The following is a 22127-nucleotide window of genomic DNA, read 5'->3' as shown; positions in this document are numbered from 1 at the left end:
TTTATATATATAATCAGGGAGGCGTTATGGGTAATGAAAACAGTACTTTCAGGTATTCAGCCAAGCGGTAAGCTCACATTGGGCAACTATATTGGTGCAATCAAAAATTTTGTAAAACTCCAGCATGACTATCAATGTCATTTCATGGTAGTTGATCTTCATGCCATCACCGTGGCTCAGGAGCCAGCAGCATTGCGTGAACAGTCAGAAGCAGTAGCTGCACTGTTTATTGCAGCAGGTATTGATCCGTCGAAATCTAACGTATTTTTGCAATCCCATGTACCGCAGCACGCAGAATTGGGCTGGTTGATGACAACGCTGACCTCCATGGGTGAGCTTGAACGGATGACTCAGTTTAAGGATAAATCATCCGGTAAAGATTCCGTTGGTGCGGGACTGTTCGTGTATCCATCATTAATGGCGGCTGATATTTTGTTATACAATGCTGACCTTGTGCCAGTAGGTGAGGACCAGAAGCAGCATCTGGAACTGACACGTGATCTGGCAGGACGTTTTAATCACCGTTATGGAGAGTACTTCACCATTCCAGATCCGTATATTCCGCAGGTGGGTGCTCGGGTCATGTCACTTGATGATGCCTCTTCAAAGATGAGCAAAAGTAACCCTAATGCTGGCAGCTATATTGCCCTGCTGGATCCGCCGGATGTGATTCGCAAAAAAATCAGTCGTGCCACTACAGATTCGGGACGTGAAGTCGTATATGATCCGGCAAACAAACCGGAAGTCAGCAATCTAATGAGCATCTACGCTGAATGTGCAGGTATGACGCTTAAAGAAGTGGCTGAGCGTTATGAAGGCAAGATGTATGGTCCGTTCAAAAAGGAACTGGCTGAAGTGGTTGTATCTGTGATTGAACCGCTACAACAACGTTATAATGAGATTCGTGAATCTGGCGAATTGGCGGATGTTCTGGATACGTCAGCCCGTCGTGCAGAAGAAGTTGCTGCTCAAACGTTGGATGCAGTGAAAGAACGTATGGGATTTGTTCCAAGACATAAACAGTAGTCCTGAACAAGACCTTCATATTTCACGCAATGAATAGTTAACATGAATAAAGAGGAGCCCTATTGAAGGACTCCTCTTTATTTTTGTGCGTTCATTATTGAACTTTATTGAACTATCAAATGACCTGCTCACGAAGTGGGCTCTGAAGCTGAAGCAGCCGATTGAACTTCCTGACGTTCTTTTTTGGCACGAATCACAAATCCCCAGCCAATGTTGGCGATGGACAGGACAAACAGTAGTGCAGCAAACCAACCGGAGTAGGAGATCATAATTGCTGAAACCGTTAACAAGATAATCGAAGAGAATGCGAACCATAAGGATAAGCCTTTACTCATTGGGAAAAACCTCCATCTACAAATTTAGTGAAATTCCGTATAACCTGAAGCCTACGAGCCATAATAATCTTGCAAGCTTGCAATACATTACAGACACAGATTGAAAGGAGATTATAAATTATGGCTCAAGGATCTCGTTCTTCAAACAACTTGGTGGTACCTCAAGCGACTGCAGCACTGCAACAATTGAAAATGGAGGCTGCACAGGAACTGGGTGTAACTATCCCACAAGACGGTTACTACGGTAACTACACTTCCCGTGAAACAGGATCTTTGGGTGGATATATCACCAAACGTCTGGTACAAATCGCTGAGCAGTCTCTGGCTGGGTCTGGCAAATAATTTATTTTAACCAACAGCAACAAAACAGGATAAACAGAAAGCCCGGGGCGGAAACGCACCGGGCTTTCTCGCGTATCAGTTCCTAAGTTTGATTGTGCCTTGCCATGCTCACTTCGTCAAGGGCGTGCAGATAAAAGTTTTTTATCCATCTTCTCATCGCTTAACCAGCCTACATACGTATCAATCGTTTCAAAATTCCGATCCATCACAATCACAGCGACAAATGGATATTGTTTCCGGTGTCGATAACGTACATCTGCCCACCGGACCTTGTAACCGGCAGGCAGTTCTTCAACCTCTGCCACCGCATAGGAGGTGAAATAGAGGAAGGCACTGACTTCCGGTGATTTGCGTGAAGCAGCAACGGCCGCATGAGTAGAAGAAGAGGCGTGCAGACTCCATGCCAGATTAGAACCATCCATTTTACCGATCACATAACTGCCGTCCTCAACTCGTTTAACCACATGCCAGCGGTTCCAGGATATCGTTGGAATGACGATGTATCTTGCCTGCTCTGGGCTGTTGTCGAGACGTCTGACTTTTCTGACTGCTTGTGCACGAGCAATCGTTCGCCATATATAATATAAAGCGGTCAAACTATACAACGTAACGAAGAGTGGTGCAGGGGCGATCAGATCAAAGGCCCATAACAGAATAGCTATGACATGTGTAGTGAATAGAAACGGATCAAAAATATGAATGATGTTCCAGGCGATCCAGCGTTCCGTAAAAGGCCGGGCGGCTTGGGTTCCGTAGGTGTTGAACAGATCGGTGAATACGTGAAAGCCTACGGCCACAGCGGTCCAGGTGGCAACGTGTCCAATAGGGACATCAGGGAATATCAGTGCAATGACGCCGGTGATGAGCAAAACCCATAACAGGAGAAATGGCAGAGAGTGTGACAAGCCCCGATGATTCCGGATGTAAAGCGAATTGCTTTTGAGACGTAAAGCAGTATCAATGTCAGGGGCCTGGGAACCGGCGATCGTGCCAATCATTACCGCAGCTGCAAGCATGGGACTCGCTGCGACGACAGGATCGACATAAGCCAGACCGGCTAGACCAATCCCCATGACAAAATGTGTAGAGGTATCCATAAACGTCTCCTTTGTGTGGTGTATCGTTCTAAGGCATATTACTTCTCTATCTAGGTGATACCCATATATAGTGTATAATATCCGTCTGTCAGGATGCAAAACATCCCTAATTTCAAATTTATGACAATAAACTGTATTATACCCAATAAATGTACGTAGTTTGTCAAACTATTTTGGTGTTTCCTATGATAAACTTTATATCGGATACTGAGAGAAGTTGCATCAGAGAATACGCGGTCGGATATGTTACATAAATATTTATGGGCATTGTTCCTTTTAACCGTTACAATAATATAGAATCTCATAAAAAGTAGGTTTCTTTGAATACATATGTCACAGTAGATGGATGAAGCGAAACAAACGTGATTTTGGGTTCACATATGTATGCGTATTCATAAGAGAAGATACAGAAGGGACGAGGAAGATGCTGAAAAAGTACAAATGGACATGGATGCTGCTCGGGCTCGCACTGATAATGGCTGTGTATCTGATGTGGGGCACCGTATTTGCCAGTAAGGAAAAATTACCCGAGATTCGTGAAATCCAATCCTTTTCTATGGAAAATGTAGATGGCAGTACGGTATCACTGGAGGATACGCAAGGGAAAGTCCGATTGTTCTACTTTTATTTCACCAGTTGTCCGGATGTCTGCCCGATTACGACCTTTACGTTATCCCAGGTGCAGGATCTGTTGAAAGAGGACGACACCTTTGGTAAAGATGTCTCATTTGTATCTATTTCATTCGACCCCAAAGTCGATACAAGAGAGAAGATTAAGACGTTTGCAGACCGTTTTCACGCGGATTATTCCGGATGGTACTTCTTGCGAGGGGATATGGACAAAACCAAACAGTTGGCCAGGGAATCATTCCAGATCCTGATCGATGGGGAGAGTAAGGATGATTTTGCCCATATGAACATGATTGGTCTGGTGGATGAGAACAACCAGCTGCGCAAGGTATATAATGCGTTTAATACAGAGGACGTTGTGCCAGCTGTCATTGCTGAGGATATTCGCAATCTGATTAAGGAATAATCATCTGATACTCATATTGTAAAGGCTGCCTTCAGGTTGGATATCAACCCAAAGGCAGCCTTTTGGTATTTCATTTTAAAAGGAAGGATGTTCAGGGTATTGGATGTATGTCTCTAACCCGGCTTTCTCCAGCTGGGCAATGATATACTCATCAGGTGTTCCTTCCACACCCGCATATCCTCGTCGTGTATACATCTGTACTGCATCCGGGAAAGCATCCCGAAGTACACCTCTAATTTTTTTGCCGGAACTGTCATTATCCATAAATAAAAAGACTTCATCGTAACCGACTTGCTTGCGCAGGGTCTCCAGCTTGAGGGAATTAAGTGTTCCAAACGTACATAGAATGTTGATTTCGGGTCCAACCAAACGTTTCAGTTTGCTTCGGTCATTCTTACCTTCCACAATGACATGAATAGGCATGATATTCACCTCTTGTTCGAGAGCTTATGTCGACATTCCCCGGGAAATGTTGCAGCGAAAATCGACTGATTATATAAAATGGACTCCTTTCTTTACGCGTTTGCTAACTGGAGAGAACAACCCATCAAGACAATTCTCTGAAATCTTATCTCATGTGCATCATTAGGTCAGTAATAGCTTGCAGTGGCCGTTCCGGTTACGGATCGTTCTTCCGATCGCTGTTGTCTCCATATATTTCTGATTTGCTTTTATAAAGTTAATATTTGGAGACAAAGGCGAACGCTACCGCTTCTTCAAAATCGATTCCGTCCCCTTCACTACTTTTGGCTAATTGTTCAACCTTAATGATCTTCAATAAGATAAAACCTTCGGTGATTGTAAAAGATAGATTTCCCAGTTAGCTTTTATCAACGTGTAAAACGTTAGTCCATTTTATATAGTTTAGCTGTAAATGGGGGAATGATGCAAAGCTAATGAAAATACAGGCCTAGTTGCTGTTATAACGGTAGGGAAGAAGAGATTGATACAGGCCTAATTTAATATACTTTTCGGATCGGACAGGGGAGCTTCGCGTTTGGATGTATAGTATGGAAGCAGTAGTATACCAATCATTAACAAAAGAAACGCGATGAAATAGGGTGATAACCCGACACGAAGTTGCCCGGCTGTGATGGGGCCGATGAAAGAGCCGATGGAAGTGGCGATGGATTGCAGCGAGAAAATGCGGCCTAACCTGCTTCCTCCGCTCAGACGGATAAATAGGGTAGCCATAGCTGGAAAAATAATGCCTTTGGACATCCCGAGTACAAATAATACGGTAGACAACGGGATTTGCGGAATGGCGGCCATTACAAAAAAACACAAGGACATCAACAGCACACCCGCAACCAGACGCAGTTTGGGGGAATACCGGTTGAGAAATAACATGCTGAGGGTGAAGAGTGCCCCAATACTGATTATAGAGAACAGCAGTCCGGTAGACATGATGGACGATTGTCCTCCGCCCCGCAGGGGTAATTCGAAGAAGAGAATCCCTTGGGCACAGGCAATCACCAGAGGCAAGGCAAAGTATCGCCAGGACACCGGCAGGAATGCACTTGTGGCATCTGCTGGTGCAACGTCAGGTTTGGCAGGTTCCGTTACTCTCTCCTGCTGCTTGATGATGCCACGAGGCATCGTCATGAAAGCAATAACACCAGTGAGAATAAGCAGATAGCCCAAGCCTGAAAATGTAGCCGAGAATCCCATGGAACCTACAATGATCGCACCGGCTGCTGGTGATACCACAGATGCGAGGGTATGTACTACCCCGTGACCCGACATATACTTCCCTTGTTTAACCGGATCGCTGGATAACTGTGCAAGCAGGGCGAGACATGCAGGAGACAGGAAGGCCAGTACAAACCCGCTGATGGAACGCAGCGCCAGTAGTTGCCATGGTGTCTGGACATAGGCTTGCAGGAGCAGGATGAATCCTGCACCGAGCAGACTGAATACAATGTAGCGGCGACTGCCATGTTTATCGATTTGTGTTCCAGCAATCAGATTGCCAGGAAGATGTGTTAAGGAATAGATGCCCATCATCCAGCCAATGAAGGTAGGGGCGGCTCCCAGCGAGATGGCAAAAGGAGTCAGAATGGGATACTGGGCGTGCAAATCAAATACGGCAAGGAACAAAAACAGGTATAGCCAGATGGCCGTTTTCACATAAGCCCCTCCTTGTTAAGCGATGCATGTTCAAACTACAGGTCTTGAACGTGTTCCCCGTTCTCCCGGAAGAACCTCATGGTACTACTTGTACGCCCGGCGGGACGAACTTAGACCGTTTATTTTTAAGGGAGAGGGCTTAGCTGACAGCAGCTTCGGAAATCATGTATAATATTCGGGAGTGTTACGAATGAATTCTAATACGGAAGGTGTAGTCATGAACATAGAAGTAATCAAAGAGTTTGTGATGCAGAACTGGCTGGTGATCGTGGTTGCATTGATCATATTGTTCTTTGTTCTGAATGTGGTCAAAACCGTATTGAAATGGGCGATTGCCATCATCATTATTGCGGCTCTACTGATATACAGCGGCATCTCCATTGATCAGATCAAACAGACAGTAACAGAAGTACAATCCAGCACGATGGATACATTGAAGAAGGAAGCAACCAGCATGATGCTTAAGGAGGCTTCCAAAGCGAAATACGTCAAAGGACAGGATGGAGCGTTCACCATCACAAGTCCCAATGTGGAGATTAAAGGCAGAACTCAATCGGATAAAGTCGATGTGACCTTCCGCGGAATTTCACTTGGCGAATGGAAACTCGACAATGAAACGATACGTACGTTTGTCGAACAGGCACAGGAGAACAACAAAACAGCACCAGCATCGTAGTAAAGGGGGAATCGGTACGTGCTGCAGAATTGGCTGGACAGCCTGAAGGAATTGAATGGCATCACGATTATGCTGTTGCTGATTGTGGCTGCTTCATTATTGCAGGGTTGGTCCAGAGGGGCTTCGCGTTCAGCAGGCAGACTCTTTGGGTTCCTGATGGATGGCATTATGGCGGTCATTGGTATTCTGTTGTCGATCGGTTTAACGTTGTGGCTTGCGCCATATGTACAGCAGTGGCTGTCTGAGTATGCTTCAGCCATGCCTAACCGTGAGTTGAACCGGTGGGAACAGATGTATTATACGTTGGTTACGGCGATTGCAGATTTTCCGCTAATGCGGTTCGCTGTATTATTTGTACTTAGCTATGGACTCATCCGACTGATTCTTGGGTTTCTCTCATCATTTATTTTTAGCAGCAGGCAGGGGTCAGCTGAGGAAAGTGCGCCTAAAGGTATGTTTAGTCGGTTGACGGGTGCAGTCATTGGCACGATCATAGGCTCCGTCCGCGGAATGATTGTCATTGCGGTTTTGTTCATGATTGTCAGTCTTTACCCTGGAAGCATGTTCAGCCGATATGTGGAAGCATCTCCGATCTATATGCAAGGGGCCAAATCGGTTATCGAACCTTTGTCCGGCACGTTCATTAAGGACAAGCTACCCGTATTTACGCAGGCTGTGCAGAAGGAACTGGGCGGCATCCTGCAACGCAAATATGAAGTCATAGACCACAATATTCCGACGGACATTGAATCTGCAGCGAGTGAGATTGTCAAAGGCCAATCGACAGATGAAGCCAAAGCAAAAGCGCTATACGACTGGGTAGGTTCACGTATTCAGTATGACTATGGTAAAGTGGATGACTATGAGCAAAAGGGCATATGGCATGAACAGAATCCACAGAATACATTTGATACACGTAAAGGCGTATGTATTGATTATGCACGTCTCTATGCGGTAATGGCCCGTTCACAAGGACTTGAAGTCAAAGTGGTTACAGGACTTGGTTATAACGGTCAGGGAGGGTACGGTCCGCATGCGTGGAATGAGGTGTATTTGAGTGATTCCGAGAGCTGGGTTCCGCTTGACCCGACATGGGCGATCAGTGGAGACTGGTTTAATCCTCCGAATTTTGCCGACACCCATCTAAAGGATCAATCAGCTTAGCAATACAACGGACATGGGTCCGGAATATGACGACGTTGCCAGGTTATCATGCCGCGAAGAATCAGTTTGAGCGGTATGCATCAAGTCATGAAAGAGGTAGGATGGATGAAAAAACATTCCAATGAGAAGGATGAACTTACGGACAAACGGCGCTTCAGTTACCGAATGAACGTATTTTTCTTCGCTTCCTTTGTTATTTTTAGCGTTATTATTGTACGCTTGGCCTTTTTGCAATTCGTGGAGGGCCCTGAACTTAGTCAGGAAGAAGCAAGTAACATTACCAAGGATGTACCACTTCCTCCTGTGAGAGGCACGATCTATGATTCTACAGGTGAGGTGAAGTTGGCTTACTCCAAGCCCATTCAGTCTCTCTACCTGACACTGTATAAAAACTATGGGGATGTTGATGGGAAACCGAGTCCTAACATAGGGGAAGTGCAGGATATTGCAACTCGGTTGCATGATGTGTTTGAACAGTACAAGCTGAAGGATTCAGAGTCACTTACAGTGGAGAAAATTATTGAAGAGATGGACTTGAACTCCCGCAAAGCGAACGGTTTTATGCCGCGTCTGATCAAGAGTGATCTGTCCGAGGAAGAAGTTGCTTATTTCCTACAGCACAAGGACGAGTTCAAAGGTATTCAGATCGTCGAGGAGAGTGTACGATTCTATGATCCGGATACGGTAGCGGTTCAGACCATCGGTTATCTCAAGAAGTTCAGAAGTTCGAAGTCCTTGAACAAATACAAAGAGGTGGATGAGGCCAATAAAACGCAAACGGATCCGGGCCTGGTGTATACGGAGAATGAATTTGTAGGTTTTGATGGACTGGAGTTGCAATATCAGGATGCACTCCGCGGCAAAAGCGGATATACATCCGTTGATGTTGATTTGCGTAATTTGCCTGAAGGTGTAGCAGGTTCTACCCCGCCGCAGAAAGGTTACGACCTGATTTCCAGCATTAACAAGAACGTTCAGGTGAAAACAGAACAGGCTATTACAGACCAGCTGAGCTGGCTCCATCGGAATCCGGTATCCGGTAAATTGCATCCAAATGCGAAGACGGGATATGCCGTGGCGATGGAAGTGGATTCGGGAAAAATTGTAGCAGCTGCCAGTATGCCTGATTACGACACCAATGTGTGGAAAACAGGCGGTGTAAGTACAGAAGATTATGAAAAAATAAAATATATTTATCAGAATGGTACGATTCGGGGCTTCCCGCCGGATGACTCTGGTAAACGGGCGGAATCTGTTGTGTTGCTCGGTTCAACGATCAAACCACTTAGTGTATTGATCGGTTTGAAAGAAGGTTTCTTCACTACAAATACCGTATATTCGGATAGAGGTTCAACGACCTTTGGTGGAGACAATCGCAGAGTGCAGAACTCATCAGGGCATGTGTATGGTGCAATGTATCCTCGTGATGCGATTCGTCATTCCTCAAACGTGTTTATGATCGACGAGATCGGGAAGAAACTGTATTCGAAGTATGGTGCAGAGGGTGTTGACGTATGGGATAAATATATGGAGCAATTCGGTCTTGGTGTATCTACAGAGGTAGATTTGCCTAATGAGCGGCCTGGTCTCAAAGAATACATGGAAAGCTCCGAGAGTTCCTTGACCAAGTTGGTATATGCCTCCTTTGGTCAGCAAGGAAAATATACAACTATGCAGTTAGCACAGTACACCACAATGCTTGCGAACAAAGGAAAACGGATGGAACCACAACTGGTTAACGAGTTCCGGGATTCGGAAGGCAACGTGGTCAAGAAAGTAAAACCGAAGGTACTGAGCACGGTGGAGTTTAACGACGCCTACTGGAACGAAGTGCAACGAGGCATGGCTACCGAAGTTTCGGCATTTAGCGGCTTCCCTTATGATTTCGCCAGAAAAACAGGAACATCGACGCAACTCGTCGGCGGTAAACTGGTGGATAACGGGGTGTTTATCGCCTATGCCCCACGTAATAATCCAAAGCTTGCTGTCGCTGTAGTTATCCCCGAAGGGGGCTTTGGATCAAGCAGTGCGGCTCCGGTTGCACGTGCGATCTTCGATGCCTATGACGAGGAATTCGGTCTCGACGGTGTACCGAAAAAGGACAAAAATAAAGAATCAGATTCGGAATCAGGCACACAGTGATGTGAGGCATTGGTTACAGAGGGGACCCTCCGTGGGTCCTCTTTTTTGTTTTTACGCGGAGAATGGATCGTAAGAGTGAACTAATTAGTTGCATTAATATGTAACCATATGAGCTGTACCACGTTTATATAAGGGAAGGGTAAACGCGATCCGGAGAACGGGATAACGTTGATATGTCAGTGTTTACATTGAAATCCGTAGATTGGGTAGTGTAACGGTTCTGTTTACGAAAATGTAACCAAATATTGAAAGACGTGACAGCTAACCTTTGGTAGACTTGTATGAGAAAGGATTAAATATGGATTGAACACGTTCACAAGACGGATTAAATATTTTATTTTTATAGAGGAACGGGAGAGGCTTAAAACATGTTTAACCGATTGAGGAAGAAACCCATGACTGAGGAAGATACACCCGTCAACAAGCCTTCCACCGCAAGGCTGAATCTGTTTTTTTTCGCGGCATTTGTCATATTCAGTATCCTTATTTTCAGGTTGGCCTTTGTGCAATTTGTGGAGGGTCCTGAACTGACGTATATGGAAACGAGTCGTAATACCAAAGACATTCCACTCGCACCTGTTCGTGGTCCCATCTATGATGCGACAGGGGAAGTCGCGCTGGCTTATTCCGAACCTGTACAGTCCCTGTATGTGTTGTTGTACGAGGATTATCGGAATGATGAACGTAGACAGGAAGCAGAGGAGCTGGCTCATGATTTGGCGGCTGTGTTTAAGCAGTTTAATCCAGGGGACAAAGAGCAGCCGGACGCGGAAGAGATCATCAAACGATTGGATCTGGATTACCAGAAAACGTTCGGGTATGTGCCAAGATTGGTGAAGTCGGATCTATCGACTAAAGAAATTGCCTTTTTTATGGAGAAAAAAGCAGAATATCCAGGTGTTATGGTGCTGGAAGAAAACATAAGAAAATATGACCCGGATGGCGTAGCGGTTCAGGTTGTCGGTTACACAAGAGAGTTCAAACGAGCACCAGATTCCATTGCCAAATATAAGGCAATCCGCGAGGGGGCAAGTACCCAGCGTGATCCTGGTCTTGTGTACCATGAAGAAGAGAAGGTTGGCTTCGATGGGCTGGAGCTTCAATATCAGGAAGAACTCCGTGGACGAAGCGGATATCAGTCCATTGATATTGACGCACGTAATCTGCCAGATGGGACGATGTTACAAACACCACCGGAGAAAGGCTACAGTCTGGTTTCCACCATTAACAAGGAAATTCAGATGGCTGCACAAGAGGCGATAACGGACGAATTGCGCAGACTTCCCAAGGCAATTACCGGATACGCAGTAGCCATGGAAGTGGATACGGGGAATGTGGTAGCTATGGCAAGTATGCCAGATTATGATCCGAACGATTGGGATTATGACAAAATCAAATATGTATTCCGGAACGGAACCACTGAATCGTTCCCACCGAATGATGCCAAGCCTAGTCGGGCGGAATCCGTTGTACTCCTTGGATCAGTAATCAAGCCGCTAAGTGTGCTTATTGGATTAAAAGAGGGATTATTTACAGCAGGAGAGACCTATCATGATCAGGGATATGCGGTTTTGGGGAAAGACGGGCGACAAGTGAAGAACTCGCATTCTGCGTATAATGGTTCTATTACGGCGAGAAGAGCGATTGAGAAATCCTCCAATGCCTTCATGATTGATATGGTGGGTAAACGTTTGTTACGTAATTATGGCTCAGAGAAAGGCATCGATGTCTGGCACAAACACATGCAGGAATTTGGCTTGGGTGTGTCTACGGGAGTAGATTTACCAAGTGAATACCTGGGTACACTGGAATATAAAAAGGATCATGAATCAGCTCTAACACGTTTGGCATTTGCCTCCTTTGGACAACAAGCCAAGTACACCACGATGCAACTCGCCCAATATACCACGATGCTTGCGAATAAGGGTAAACGGATGGAACCACATCTGGTGAAGGAAATTCGTGACGCGGACGGTAATGTGGTGAAAGAGATCAAACCTAAGGTGCTCAATGAAGTTGATTTTGCCGATGCGCACTGGAATGAAGTGCACAAAGGTATGGTTACCAAAGTAAGTTCATTTGACGGTTTCCCATACGATTATGCACGGAAAACAGGAACATCAGAGCAGGGGACCGGACCGAACAAAAAAGAGAATGGTGTATTTATTGCCTTTGCACCACGAGATAATCCGAAGCTTGCTGTAGCTGTTGTTGTACCGGAAGGTGGATTCGGGTCAGTCAGTGCTTCACCGATTGCACGGAAAATTTTCGATGCATATGATGAAGTGTATGGTCTCGATGGAACGCCGAAAGGTAAGAAAGACGAAGGAAAAGACAAAGAGTAATGCAAAAGAACCTCGCGGAAGTTAGCTCTTTTAACATCGTGACCGAAAGGTTTATGAAGTGAATTAAATATATTTGGACAGGCAGGGGAAATAATCCCTTGCCTTTTTTTTTGGCTTCGGATAAAATTTGCACAAGGGAAACATTATTAGTCTTGATTAAAATTTAATACCTTGTACAACAAAATTAGATGTAGACAAGTATTTTAGGAGAGGGAAAGGGGACGATTGAATTGTTAATGGTGAAAATGAGGAGTATTCAGAGGGGGGTCATTACGCTAGCGGCTCTGGTTCTGGTTATTGTACTTACGGCATGTTCCAGTGATGCAGAGACGAGCAGTGGTGGCAAGTTACAAGTAACCGCTACAACGGGAATGATCGCTGATGTAGCACGTGAGGTAGGCGGGGTATATGTTGATGTTACCGGGCTAATGGGCCCGGGAGTTGATCCCCACTTGTACAAGGCATCCCAAGGTGATATTCGCAAGCTGGAACAAGCAAAAGTCATTTTCTATAATGGACTGCATCTTGAAGGCAAAATGACAGACATTTTGGAGAAAATGTCCTCAAGCAAGCTGGTTACTGCTGTTACAGAGACTATTCCAGTCGAGGAGTTACACTCAGGCAAAGATACAGGCGGCACCGAATATGATCCACACGTCTGGTTTAACGTCAGCCACTGGATGCATGCGGCAGAAGCCGTACGCGATACGCTCGTGGAGGCGGACCCGGGCCATGCGGAAGAGTACAAGGCTCAGGCAGAGGCGTATCTGGCGAAGCTCGAAGCACTGGATGCCGAGGTGCGTGAGAAGATTCTGGAGATTCCGGAAGCAAGCCGGGTATTGGTTACGGCGCATGATGCATTTGGATATTTCGGTCAGGCTTATGGCATGAAAGTGATGGGGCTTCAGGGCATCAGTACAGCAGCCGAATATGGTGCAAAAGATGTTAGCGAACTGCGGGATTATCTCGTGGATAACCATATCAAAGCAGTATTTGTTGAATCGAGTGTACCTGCAAAAGCGATGGAAGCCATCATTGCCGGAGCAGCTCAAAAAGGCCATACGGTCAGCATTGGTGGAGAACTGTTCTCGGATGCCATGGGGGCTGAGGGAACGGAAGAAGGCACATACATCGGTATGATTCGCCACAATGTTGAGACGATTGTAGAAGCCCTGAAATAATGAATCACATGAAGAGAGGAGTTACAGGATTATGGAAGATACAACTTTATTGGAACAAACTCCTAAGAAACTGAACAATAGTCACTTGCAGGGAACGCAGCCAACATCGGCTCCTCTCAGTGTGAGGGATCTGGCCGTTGCGTATCACAAAAAGCCGGTGCTTAGCAGCGTATCCTTCGATATTCCGGAAGGACAGCTCATCGGAATTCTCGGACCAAATGGTGCAGGGAAATCAACACTGATCAAAGCGGTTCTGGGACTGGTACCGAAGATGCATGGTGAGGTACGGATCTTCGGACAATCGTACAGGGAGCAACGTCGCCGCATCGGTTATGTGCCCCAACGGGAATCGGTGGACTGGGATTTCCCTACACATGCGCTCGATGTGGTGATGATGGGACGGTATGGTCATCTGGGCTGGTTCCGTCGTCCGGGGAAAAAGGAGCGGGACTTGGCGGCACACTGCCTGGAGCAAGTAGGCATGGGCGACTACATGTACCGCCAGATCAGTCAGCTGTCCGGTGGACAGCAGCAGCGTGTCTTTCTGGCACGGGCACTGGTGCAGGACGCAGATCTTTATTTCATGGATGAGCCGTTTGCAGGTGTGGATGCTACAACGGAGAAAGCTATCATTTTACTTCTGGAACAGCTGAAGAAAGAAGGAAAGACGGTACTGGTCGTTCACCATGATCTGGCGACAGTCGAGGAATACTTCGACCATGTGCTGCTGCTCAATGGACGACTCGTGGCTGGCGGACCGACAAGCGAAGTATTTGTACCGGATACACTGCAAGAGACGTACGGAGGCCGGATTGCGATGATCGGAAGCCGGACGGAGAAAGGCCAGGTGTAGTGCATGTGGAACTGGATCATTGCCATCTTATCTGACCCCAATACACGTTGGATATTGCTTGGCTGTCTGTTGTTAGGATTCAGTAGCGGAATTATTGGCTCCTTCACCTTTCTTCGTAAACAGAGCCTGATGGGGGACACCCTTGCTCATGCTGCTCTGCCCGGAATCTGTATTGCGTTTATGTTAACGGAAACGAAGTCCGTAGGCTTATTTCTGTTCGGTGCTCTGGTGGCTGGCATTGTGGCTACATTTGGAATTTCGTGGATTACACGTTACTCCCGGATCAAGCAGGATGCGGCGATGGGGATCGTGCTGACCGTATTTTTCGGGGTTGGCGTAGTCATGCTTACGCGCATTCAGCATGGGGCGAGTGGAAGCCAAAGCGGACTCGATAAATATTTGTTTGGACAGGCGGCATCCATGGTCATGACGGATGTCTATGTCATGGGGGGGGTATGTCTCGTGTTACTGATTGCCTGTCTTGCCTGGTTCAAGGAATTTAAGCTGGTGAGTTTTGACCAGGGTTTTGCACGAGGCATGGGTCTGCCAGTTGCCATGCTGGAGCAGCTCATTCTGCTCTTGACGGTGATCGCGGTGGTTGCCGGGATTCAGGCGGTGGGTGTGGTGCTTGTCGCGGCCCTGCTGGTGACTCCGGCTGCAGCGGCACGCTGCTGGACCGACTCCCTTGCACTCATGGTATTATTGGCAGGCATATTTGGTGCATTGAGCGGAGCGACGGGTACCATCTTCAGCACGCTCGTGCCCAATCTGCCGACAGGACCTGTAACGGTTCTTGCGGCTACGGTGCTGTTTGCCGGATCAGCCTTGCTCGCCCCACGTCGTGGATTGTTAGCCCGACGGTTGCGTAGTATTCAGGCAAAGTCCGCATATATGCGTGAAGAGCGAGCTACACTCCAGACTCTCGCCGCACAGCGAAATCAGCAGGAACGGGGGGAGATGTAATGGCAACGTTTTGGATTATCTTGACGGCCGTTTTGGTATCTTCTGCTTGCGCCATTCTGGGTTGTTTTCTGATTCTGCGGCGAATGGCTCTGGTCGGTGATGCGATCAGCCATGCGGTTCTCCCCGGTATTGCGATTGCTTTCCTGTGGAGCGGTTCCAGAGATTCGTTATGGATGCTACTTGGTGCAACAGTGTTTGGATTACTGACGGTGTTCTTCATACAGAGTTTGCAGGCAGGTGGACTGTCGTCTGATGCCTCGATCGGAATTGTGTTCACAGCACTCTTCGCAGTAGGAGTCATTCTGATTAGTCTGAACGCCCAGCATATTGATTTGGATCTGGACTGTGTCTTGTTCGGAGAGATCGCTTATGTACAGTGGGATACGCTAACCCTTGGAGGTACCGATGTCGGTCCGAGGGCAGTCTGGATGCTGGGTATCACTTTGCTAGTCATCCTCGTCGTTATTGGGCTGTTCTACAAACAGTTCAAGCTGTGTGCCTTCGATCCGGCGCTGGCTGCGGCCTGCGGCATTCCAGTAGTGCTGTTCCACTATCTGCTCATGGGACTTGTTTCGATGACGTCCGTAGCTTCATTTGAAAGTGTTGGTTCGATTCTCGTGGTGGGCATGCTGATCGTACCAGCGGCGACGGCTTACCTGCTCACAGATCGTCTGGGCAAAATGATACTGTATGCCGTCCTGATCGGAGCAGCATCTTCGGTTGGAGGTTACATCATGGCATACGCCCTGGATGCTTCCATTGCGGGCTGCATGGTAGCTGTTGCTGGAATTCTGTTTGTTCTTGCACTGCTTCTGTCACCGAAACATGGCATCGTATTCCGTTACGTTCGTCGCAAATTCGCGGCACGTTAATTCATAGAGATTGTTAGCCGCCTGCTTTGCAGGCGGTTTTTTATGATTGGACTGTGAACGAAGAAAAATTCAATAGCAGCCCCTCCTGCTGGAGTGAGCTGCTATTGGGATGCCTAAAGGTGGCAATGAGGTAGATGAATATAACAATCCTTACGGTTTCAAAGGCACCCGATGAACCCCTTGGCTTCCTCCCGGTGCGGTTCCGAGATACACATATTTCCCTTGGTTTACGGCCGTGGTGATGCCATACAATGTTCCTTCTGGATCATGCCAACTACGAATAAGCTCTCCTTCTGGTCCATATTCTGCAACAAGTCCGTGTTTCACCGGGGCACTGGCTCCATTTAACAAGGACTGTGGAACTTTGGACATCGTCGCTGCTAACCAAGGGTGACTATGCATGTAATCGGCAAAAGACAGACGGGTTGTGAATACCCCTACCCAGAAGTGTCCCTCTGCGTCACGGGTGATATTGTCCGGAAACCCAGCCAGATTCTCCGCAAAAATATCAGAGGTGCCTTGTTTGGGACCCTTCAACCAGTACCTGGTCAACTGGTAATGATACGATTCTGCGACTAGCACGAAGTCTTCTTCGGCAGACAGTACCACCCCATTGGCAAAATATAAATCCTTAAGCAGAACGTTCGTCTGTTTGGTCAGTGGATCATATTTCAACAATCGTCCATGCGGTTTATTCTCGGCAATTTCTTTGAACATGACTTTGCCATAGTTAGAGGTATCGGAGAAATAAATAGATCCGTCTTGCGCGATGTCCAGTTCGTTCGCCAGGTAGATCGGCCCCCCATCTACTTCAGTGGTTAGTACTTCGATGTTTCCGTTCGGTCAATGGACAGGAGCCCTTTCTGAATATCCGCCACAATCAAATTTCCGGCAGCATCAAATTTCAGGCCGTTAGGTGTTCCATGGGTATCAGCGAATACCTCTGCTGGCTGTGCCTTGTCTTCGGCGTCAAAGGTTACTCTGTAGATTTTGCCGTCGGAGTCACCCGTATACAGTCGCCCTTCTTTGTCAAAAGTGATAAATTCCGGGAACTTCGCGCGGCCGGTAACCAATTCAGCGGAGCTAAGTTTGTTGTTCTCTTTCCAGGGACCCTCCTTCTCAAAAGAAGGAGCAGCAGGTGCAGACCAAACAGCGGGTTCTACCGGGGCGGGCATTAGCAGGAATACAACGATTCCCAGCACAATTACCCCTAGCAGAGTCAGGCTCCATTTACGAATTTGTTGACCAGTGGATCGTTTGCGTTGTTTTTGTTCTGTTGACATATTAATCCTCCTTAATACACTGTTTCTTTTGGGGAACAACGTTACCGAAACTCCAAAAAAATATAAAATGAACTCAAGACCATTTTCAGTAACATTGTTTCCTATAAGAATCATAGTAACCAAAAGAAAACGATTGTGTCAAATTCTTTTTTTTATCATGATGACTTCATTGACAACTTTTCTGCTAATGGTTAGAATGCCTGTTAGAAGTCGGAAACGTGATAACTAATTGAAGGTGATCCTTATAAGTAACGAAGACAAGCCCTCACCATCCAAGAGGCGGGCATTAAAAACATATCAGCAAGCTCGCCTGCAAAATACGGAAAATCTCCGTAAGCTTGTGGTTGATGCGGCTGCAACCATTTTGGAGGAAGAAGGTCCGGAGGCTGTTACTGTACGCAGAGTATCGCAAAAGATGGGCTGCTCCACCAAGATCATTTACAGTTTGTTTGTCAATAAAGAGGGCCTGGCCCAGCAGTTGTATCTGGAGGGCTGCAAATTGCTCGCCAAGCGTTTGGAAGAAGTGCCGCCGTCCTCTGACTTCTTGCAGCATTTACTGGATTTGGGGGAAGCCTTCTGGCAGTTTGCGCAGGATTATAGTAGCTACTATAAGCTGATGTTCGGAGGGGCTTTTGCAGAGTTCAAGCCGGATGCAGAGAGTATGCAGGGAACGATGACTGCCATACACCGCTTGCTGATTCTAATTAGCACTGCCCAGAAGCAAGGACAGATTTCGGACCAGGAAGAGACCGAAACTCTTGTTAGTACTATATGGGCATCGCTGCACGGTGTAATCCACCTGTATATGGGCGGGTTCCTTGGTGATGTAAAGGCAGCCCATACCGTATATAAACAAACCATGAATCTGATGTCCCAATCCTTGTTTGCAGTATCCAAGCAAGACAGAGGAGCGGACAGGGGATAATTGGATTTAATCTTGGCTACGGGTTAGGCAGGGAAAACAGGCAGATTGACTAAGGTTAAGCTAAAAGCGGTTCATCTGTAGGAGATGGATCGTTTTTTATTTAGGAAATTATATATTACATAAAATGTAATAACTTCGAAGTGTAATCCTGAGCGGGTTATTTTGTTGCAGGTCGACGATCTGTGGTAAAATGTCGTTAGCTGTGACGTCCGGAGCGTCCGATTTTGCGGATGCCGGGCGATCTTGTTGTGAGAGAATGTTTAAAATTATATAAAGAGAACCTTTAAGTTGAACTGGAGAACCATTGTGGAACGTAGAGGGCAGAAAGGATCTAGAGAAGGGAAATTTGTTTATGAATTTCCTTCTTGATAGTAGGTGTTATGAGCTCTAAATACAAAGGTGATGTAGTGAAGGGGGCGGAATCGATCTGAAGAAGCGATAGCGTTCGCCTTTGTCTCCGAATTTCTAACCTTTAAGAAGAGAGAATCTAGAAAATTCGGAGACAACAGCGATCGGAAGACGATCCGTACACGTAACGTTACCTCGTATAATCTCAATACACTAAAGAAAAAGGTAATTCTGAAACAAAGATACTACGACTCGAAAGGTTTTCTGCCCGCTTAGTGCCTGAATGGATATCCATGAGTTCAATTTGGAGAGAGACAACCTAGGAGGAAGAACTGTATGAGTGAATTGAAATACAAATTGCTTGCATTGGATATGGATGGAACATTACTTAACGATAATCATGAAATTACACAGGAGACCGCCAAGTGGATTCAGATTGCCATTCGTCGGGGTGTACATGTGTGCCTTTCTACGGGAAGAGCTGTATTCCATGCGATGCCTTATGCGGTCCAGCTTGGGCTGGAGACACCGATGGTAACCGTTAACGGTAGTGAAGTCTGGAAAGCACCGCATGATCTGCATATGCGTCATCTGATGGACCCGGCATTGATTCGTAAAATGCAGGAGATTGGTGAGAAATATAACAGCTGGTACTGGGCATACTCCGTGGAAGAGCTGTTCAATCGTGATCGCTGGACGGACAATATTGAAGGTCTGGAATGGCTAAAATTCGGCTTTAATACCGAAGTGGATGAAGCTCGTCACCAGATCATGATGGAACTGCAACAAATGGGTGGTCTGCAGATGACGAATTCTTCACCTGTTAATATCGAGATCAACCCTGCTGGCGTATCCAAAGCAAGTGGTGTAGCAGAAGTCTGCAAACTGCTGGGTATCGAGATGTCCGAAGTTGTTGCTGTCGGAGACAGTCTGAATGATCTGGCTGTCATTGAGGCGGTGGGTCTGGGTGTAGCAATGGGCAATGCGCAGGAGCAGGTCAAGGAAGCGGCTGATCTGATCGTAGCGAGTAACAATGAAGACGGTATTGTTGAAGTGATCCGTGAACATATTTTGAAGGGGGAGTAACCTTTGCTCGCAACCATTGCCTGGATTTTAATTGTGCTGCTGTTTGCAGTGGGGATGGCTGGAACGGTATATCCCATATTGCCTGGTGCTGTAGCGATTTTCTTTGCGTTTCTGGTCTACGGCTGGTTCTTCAGCTTTGATCCGTTTGGTGTGTGGTTCTGGATCATTCAGATTCTGATTGTTGTTGTGTTGTTTGTGGCTGATTATGTCGTCAGCGCATGGGGTGTGAAGAAGTTCGGTGGCTCCAAGTTATCGACCACGCTGAGTACCATTGGTGTTATCATTGGACCATTTGTCATTCCGGCATTTGGACTGGTGCTGGGACCATTTATCGGTGCTTTTATCGGGGAACTGATTGGAGGGTCTTCACCTTCCAAAGCGTCGAAAGTTGGATTTGGTTCCGTCGTGGGGCTATTTACGAGTACTGTGATGAAAATTATTTTGCAAATCGTCATGATTGTTCTCTTTATTATCTGGGTGGTAAGATTCGCCTAAACGTTCAGGATTAGCTTCAACGGGATGCACGTCCGGTGTGGAGGAAAGAAGGGGAATTCGTTTGTCTAAGAAAGAAACATTCATTAGGGGTACGCTCATTCTGGCGGCCGCTGCACTGATCGCAAGAGTACTCGGATTGGTTCAACGGGTGCCGCTTGAGCATATCCTTGGAGATGTCGGTAACGCATCGTTTACGATCTCCAATACGGTATATTTAATGCTGTTAACTGTAGCAACGGCGGGCATACCGAGTACTCTGAGTAAAATGGTATCGGAACGTTATGCGCTCGGACGCGCGGGTGAAGCTCAACAGATCTACCGTGCAGCCCTGATCTTTGCGGCTGTTGCCGGGGTAGTCATGTCTGCTTTATTGTGGTTCGCGGCACCTTATTATGCTACATATGTCTCCAAAGTACCGGAGTCGGTCAGCGCCATTCGCGCCTTGGCTCCAGCCTTGCTGCTGTTCCCGGCCATTGCGATGATGCGTGGATATTTCCAGGGACGCGGCAACATGACAGCGGGTGGTATTTCACAGATTGTTGAACAGTTCGCCCGTGTAGGTACAGCCATTATCGTGGCTTATGTCATGCTGCAATGGAATTATGATGACCAGACGATTGCTGCGGGTGCCTCATTTGGTGGGGTATTGGGAAGTGTGGGTGCCTTCGGTGTCATGCTGTACTTCACCTTGAAGCTGCGTCGTAGCGACCGTGCGGCCCAATTGAATTACGAGCGTGCAGAGCAACTGCCGATGCGAGGTATCTACAGTGATATCTTCAAGCTGTCTATTCCAATTGTGCTGTCTTCACTTGCGGTTCCAGCCATTAACTTCATCGATTCATCCCTTGTGGTACCACTGCTTAGCGGCCAGATCGGACTCGAAGAAGCGACTGGTGTACTTGCGATCCTTGGTGCGAAGGCCCAGAGTATTGCGGGTATTCCTCCGATTCTGGCGATCGCTTTGAGTCAATCGTTGGTGCCTGTCATATCGGCAGCATTTGCCCGCAAGGATGAAGCGCATCTGAAGAGTCAGGTTACACTAGCGTTGCGCATTTCGATTCTGACGGGAATGCCGATTGTCATTGCACTTTGTGCGGCAGCCTATTCGGTTAACGGATTGCTGTTTAGCAATCTGGATGGAACACCGATCATTGCCTTGCTGACATTCGGTACCATTTTCCAGATTACGATGATGACCACCAACTCCATTTTACTAGGGGTAGGGAAACCACGGATTACGATGATCAGTGTCGCAGCAGGTGTTGTGATCAAACTGATCGCAAGTCTGATTCTGGCGCCGATCTTCGGCATTTACGGCATCATTATTGCAACGGCCCTCTGCTTCTTGGTCATCACGTACCTGAATCTGCGGGTCCTTCGTAAAATCGTTGATTTCTCCATCATGGGAGAGCGTTGGAAAGGGTTTATTATTACAGTGTTGCTTGCAGCAGGTGTAGGATTTGCAGCGAACTGGATTGGCAATATGATCTTTGGACTCTTCCTTCCAGCACGTGTATCCTTCTTGCTTACCTGCCTTGTGGTTGGTGTGCTTGTTGTGGTGGTGTATCTGGTTCTCATGGTTGTGCTGCGTGTATTGCGCAAGGACGAACTGGGCAGTTACCCACGTATTCTGCAAAAAATTCTTCGTCCACTTATGCGTCTTCAACGTGGAGCTGGGCAAAGAGCTTAAAATGCAAGGAGTACCATTCAAGCATTACTATTTTGTGAAAATAGGATACAAGCTCTGTCTGCTGTTAAGCGGACAGGGCTTTTTGTATAGATAAGGAGAGCTGAGCGACTGAACTTTACATTAGTCCAGCAAGCGAGG

Annotated in this window: 21 protein-coding genes; 15 read left to right on the top strand and 6 right to left on the bottom strand. The window is 46.9% G+C overall.

Going from position 1 to position 22127, the window contains the following annotated elements; translation table 11 throughout:
* Positions 1-33 precede the first annotated feature (33 nt).
* A complete protein-coding gene (trpS, locus tag MHB43_RS27025; RefSeq protein WP_339179173.1) occupies positions 34-1026 on the top strand; it encodes a tryptophan--tRNA ligase in 993 nt (330 codons plus the stop codon).
* A 128-nt stretch (positions 1027-1154) separates the two neighbouring features.
* Here the strand turns inward: trpS and MHB43_RS27020 are convergent, their stop codons facing one another.
* Complete coding sequence (locus tag MHB43_RS27020) at positions 1155-1361, bottom strand: hypothetical protein (RefSeq protein WP_076211019.1); 207 nt, start codon at positions 1359-1361, stop codon at positions 1155-1157.
* A 120-nt stretch (positions 1362-1481) separates the two neighbouring features.
* Here MHB43_RS27020 and MHB43_RS27015 point away from each other — a divergent pair, with 120 nt between their 5' ends.
* A complete protein-coding gene (locus MHB43_RS27015; protein WP_056702318.1) occupies positions 1482-1703 on the top strand; it encodes an alpha/beta-type small acid-soluble spore protein in 222 nt (73 codons plus the stop codon).
* 116 nt (positions 1704-1819) lie between these two features.
* On the opposite strand, the gene MHB43_RS27010 is transcribed toward MHB43_RS27015, so the two are convergent.
* On the bottom strand, positions 1820-2800 hold the full coding sequence (locus MHB43_RS27010) for a metal-dependent hydrolase (protein ID WP_339179167.1): 981 nt from the start codon (positions 2798-2800) through the stop codon (positions 1820-1822).
* Between the two features lie 424 nt (positions 2801-3224).
* Here MHB43_RS27010 and MHB43_RS27005 point away from each other — a divergent pair, with 424 nt between their 5' ends.
* On the top strand, positions 3225-3836 hold the full coding sequence (locus MHB43_RS27005) for an SCO family protein (protein ID WP_339179165.1): 612 nt from the start codon (positions 3225-3227) through the stop codon (positions 3834-3836).
* 75 nt (positions 3837-3911) lie between these two features.
* Here the strand turns inward: MHB43_RS27005 and MHB43_RS27000 are convergent, their stop codons facing one another.
* Both MHB43_RS27000 and MHB43_RS26995 read right to left on the bottom strand, forming a co-directional pair.
* Positions 3912-4259, bottom strand: coding sequence for a toprim domain-containing protein (locus tag MHB43_RS27000; protein ID WP_062837991.1), 348 nt, complete (start codon positions 4257-4259; stop codon positions 3912-3914).
* A gap of 531 nt (positions 4260-4790) precedes the next feature.
* Complete coding sequence (locus MHB43_RS26995; protein ID WP_339179162.1) at positions 4791-5966, bottom strand: MFS transporter; 1176 nt, start codon at positions 5964-5966, stop codon at positions 4791-4793.
* A 190-nt stretch (positions 5967-6156) separates the two neighbouring features.
* Here MHB43_RS26995 and MHB43_RS26990 point away from each other — a divergent pair, with 190 nt between their 5' ends.
* The 8 genes from MHB43_RS26990 to MHB43_RS26955 all read left to right on the top strand — a co-directional run bounded on the left by MHB43_RS26990 (position 6157) and on the right by MHB43_RS26955 (position 16162).
* Positions 6157-6642 (top strand): ATPase, encoded by a 486-nt coding sequence (locus MHB43_RS26990; RefSeq protein WP_339179161.1) that lies wholly within the window; start codon positions 6157-6159, stop codon positions 6640-6642.
* An 18-nt stretch (positions 6643-6660) separates the two neighbouring features.
* A complete protein-coding gene (locus MHB43_RS26985; RefSeq protein ID WP_221823598.1) occupies positions 6661-7806 on the top strand; it encodes a transglutaminase domain-containing protein in 1146 nt (381 codons plus the stop codon).
* A 105-nt stretch (positions 7807-7911) separates the two neighbouring features.
* Complete coding sequence (locus MHB43_RS26980; protein WP_221823595.1) at positions 7912-9948, top strand: penicillin-binding protein 2; 2037 nt, start codon at positions 7912-7914, stop codon at positions 9946-9948.
* Positions 9949-10316: 368 nt separating this feature from the next.
* Entirely contained in the window at positions 10317-12293 is a 1977-nt protein-coding gene (locus MHB43_RS26975) for a penicillin-binding protein 2 (RefSeq protein ID WP_076211027.1), read from the top strand.
* 236 nt (positions 12294-12529) lie between these two features.
* Positions 12530-13474 carry a metal ABC transporter solute-binding protein, Zn/Mn family gene (locus tag MHB43_RS26970; RefSeq protein WP_076211030.1) on the top strand — a complete coding sequence of 315 codons (945 nt, stop codon included), beginning with the start codon at positions 12530-12532 and terminating at the stop codon, positions 13472-13474.
* 31 nt (positions 13475-13505) lie between these two features.
* Complete coding sequence (locus tag MHB43_RS26965; RefSeq protein ID WP_260632921.1) at positions 13506-14327, top strand: metal ABC transporter ATP-binding protein; 822 nt, start codon at positions 13506-13508, stop codon at positions 14325-14327.
* Positions 14328-14330: 3 nt separating this feature from the next.
* Entirely contained in the window at positions 14331-15290 is a 960-nt protein-coding gene (locus tag MHB43_RS26960) for a metal ABC transporter permease (protein ID WP_221823592.1), read from the top strand.
* Positions 15290-16162 carry a metal ABC transporter permease gene (locus MHB43_RS26955; protein ID WP_221823591.1) on the top strand — a complete coding sequence of 291 codons (873 nt, stop codon included), beginning with the start codon at positions 15290-15292 and terminating at the stop codon, positions 16160-16162. The genes MHB43_RS26960 and MHB43_RS26955 overlap by 1 nt, the downstream gene beginning before the upstream one ends.
* A 150-nt stretch (positions 16163-16312) precedes the next feature.
* Here MHB43_RS26955 and MHB43_RS26950 read toward each other — a convergent pair whose 3' ends face one another.
* Positions 16313-16951, bottom strand: coding sequence for an SMP-30/gluconolactonase/LRE family protein (locus MHB43_RS26950; RefSeq protein ID WP_405132474.1), 639 nt, complete (start codon positions 16949-16951; stop codon positions 16313-16315).
* Positions 16952-16980: 29 nt separating this feature from the next.
* Positions 16981-17445 carry an SMP-30/gluconolactonase/LRE family protein gene (locus tag MHB43_RS26945; RefSeq protein ID WP_405130812.1) on the bottom strand — a complete coding sequence of 155 codons (465 nt, stop codon included), beginning with the start codon at positions 17443-17445 and terminating at the stop codon, positions 16981-16983.
* Between the two features lie 229 nt (positions 17446-17674).
* Here MHB43_RS26945 and MHB43_RS26940 point away from each other — a divergent pair, with 229 nt between their 5' ends.
* The 4 genes from MHB43_RS26940 (at position 17675) to MHB43_RS26925 (ending at position 21989) form a co-directional block, all read left to right on the top strand.
* Positions 17675-18370 (top strand): TetR/AcrR family transcriptional regulator, encoded by a 696-nt coding sequence (locus tag MHB43_RS26940; RefSeq protein WP_405130811.1) that lies wholly within the window; start codon positions 17675-17677, stop codon positions 18368-18370.
* 684 nt (positions 18371-19054) lie between these two features.
* Positions 19055-19804 (top strand): Cof-type HAD-IIB family hydrolase, encoded by a 750-nt coding sequence (locus tag MHB43_RS26935; protein ID WP_405130810.1) that lies wholly within the window; start codon positions 19055-19057, stop codon positions 19802-19804.
* Between the two features lie 54 nt (positions 19805-19858).
* Positions 19859-20299, top strand: coding sequence for a DUF456 domain-containing protein (locus MHB43_RS26930; protein ID WP_047841365.1), 441 nt, complete (start codon positions 19859-19861; stop codon positions 20297-20299).
* Positions 20300-20360: 61 nt separating this feature from the next.
* Positions 20361-21989, top strand: a complete 1629-nt coding sequence (locus tag MHB43_RS26925) for a polysaccharide biosynthesis protein (protein WP_339297971.1) — start codon at positions 20361-20363, stop codon at positions 21987-21989.
* Positions 21990-22127 lie beyond the last annotated feature (138 nt).

The organism is Paenibacillus sp. FSL H8-0317, from assembly GCF_045040685.1.
GTDB lineage: Bacteria > Bacillota > Bacilli > Paenibacillales > Paenibacillaceae > Paenibacillus.
This window is presented reverse-complemented; position numbering and strand designations above follow the sequence as displayed.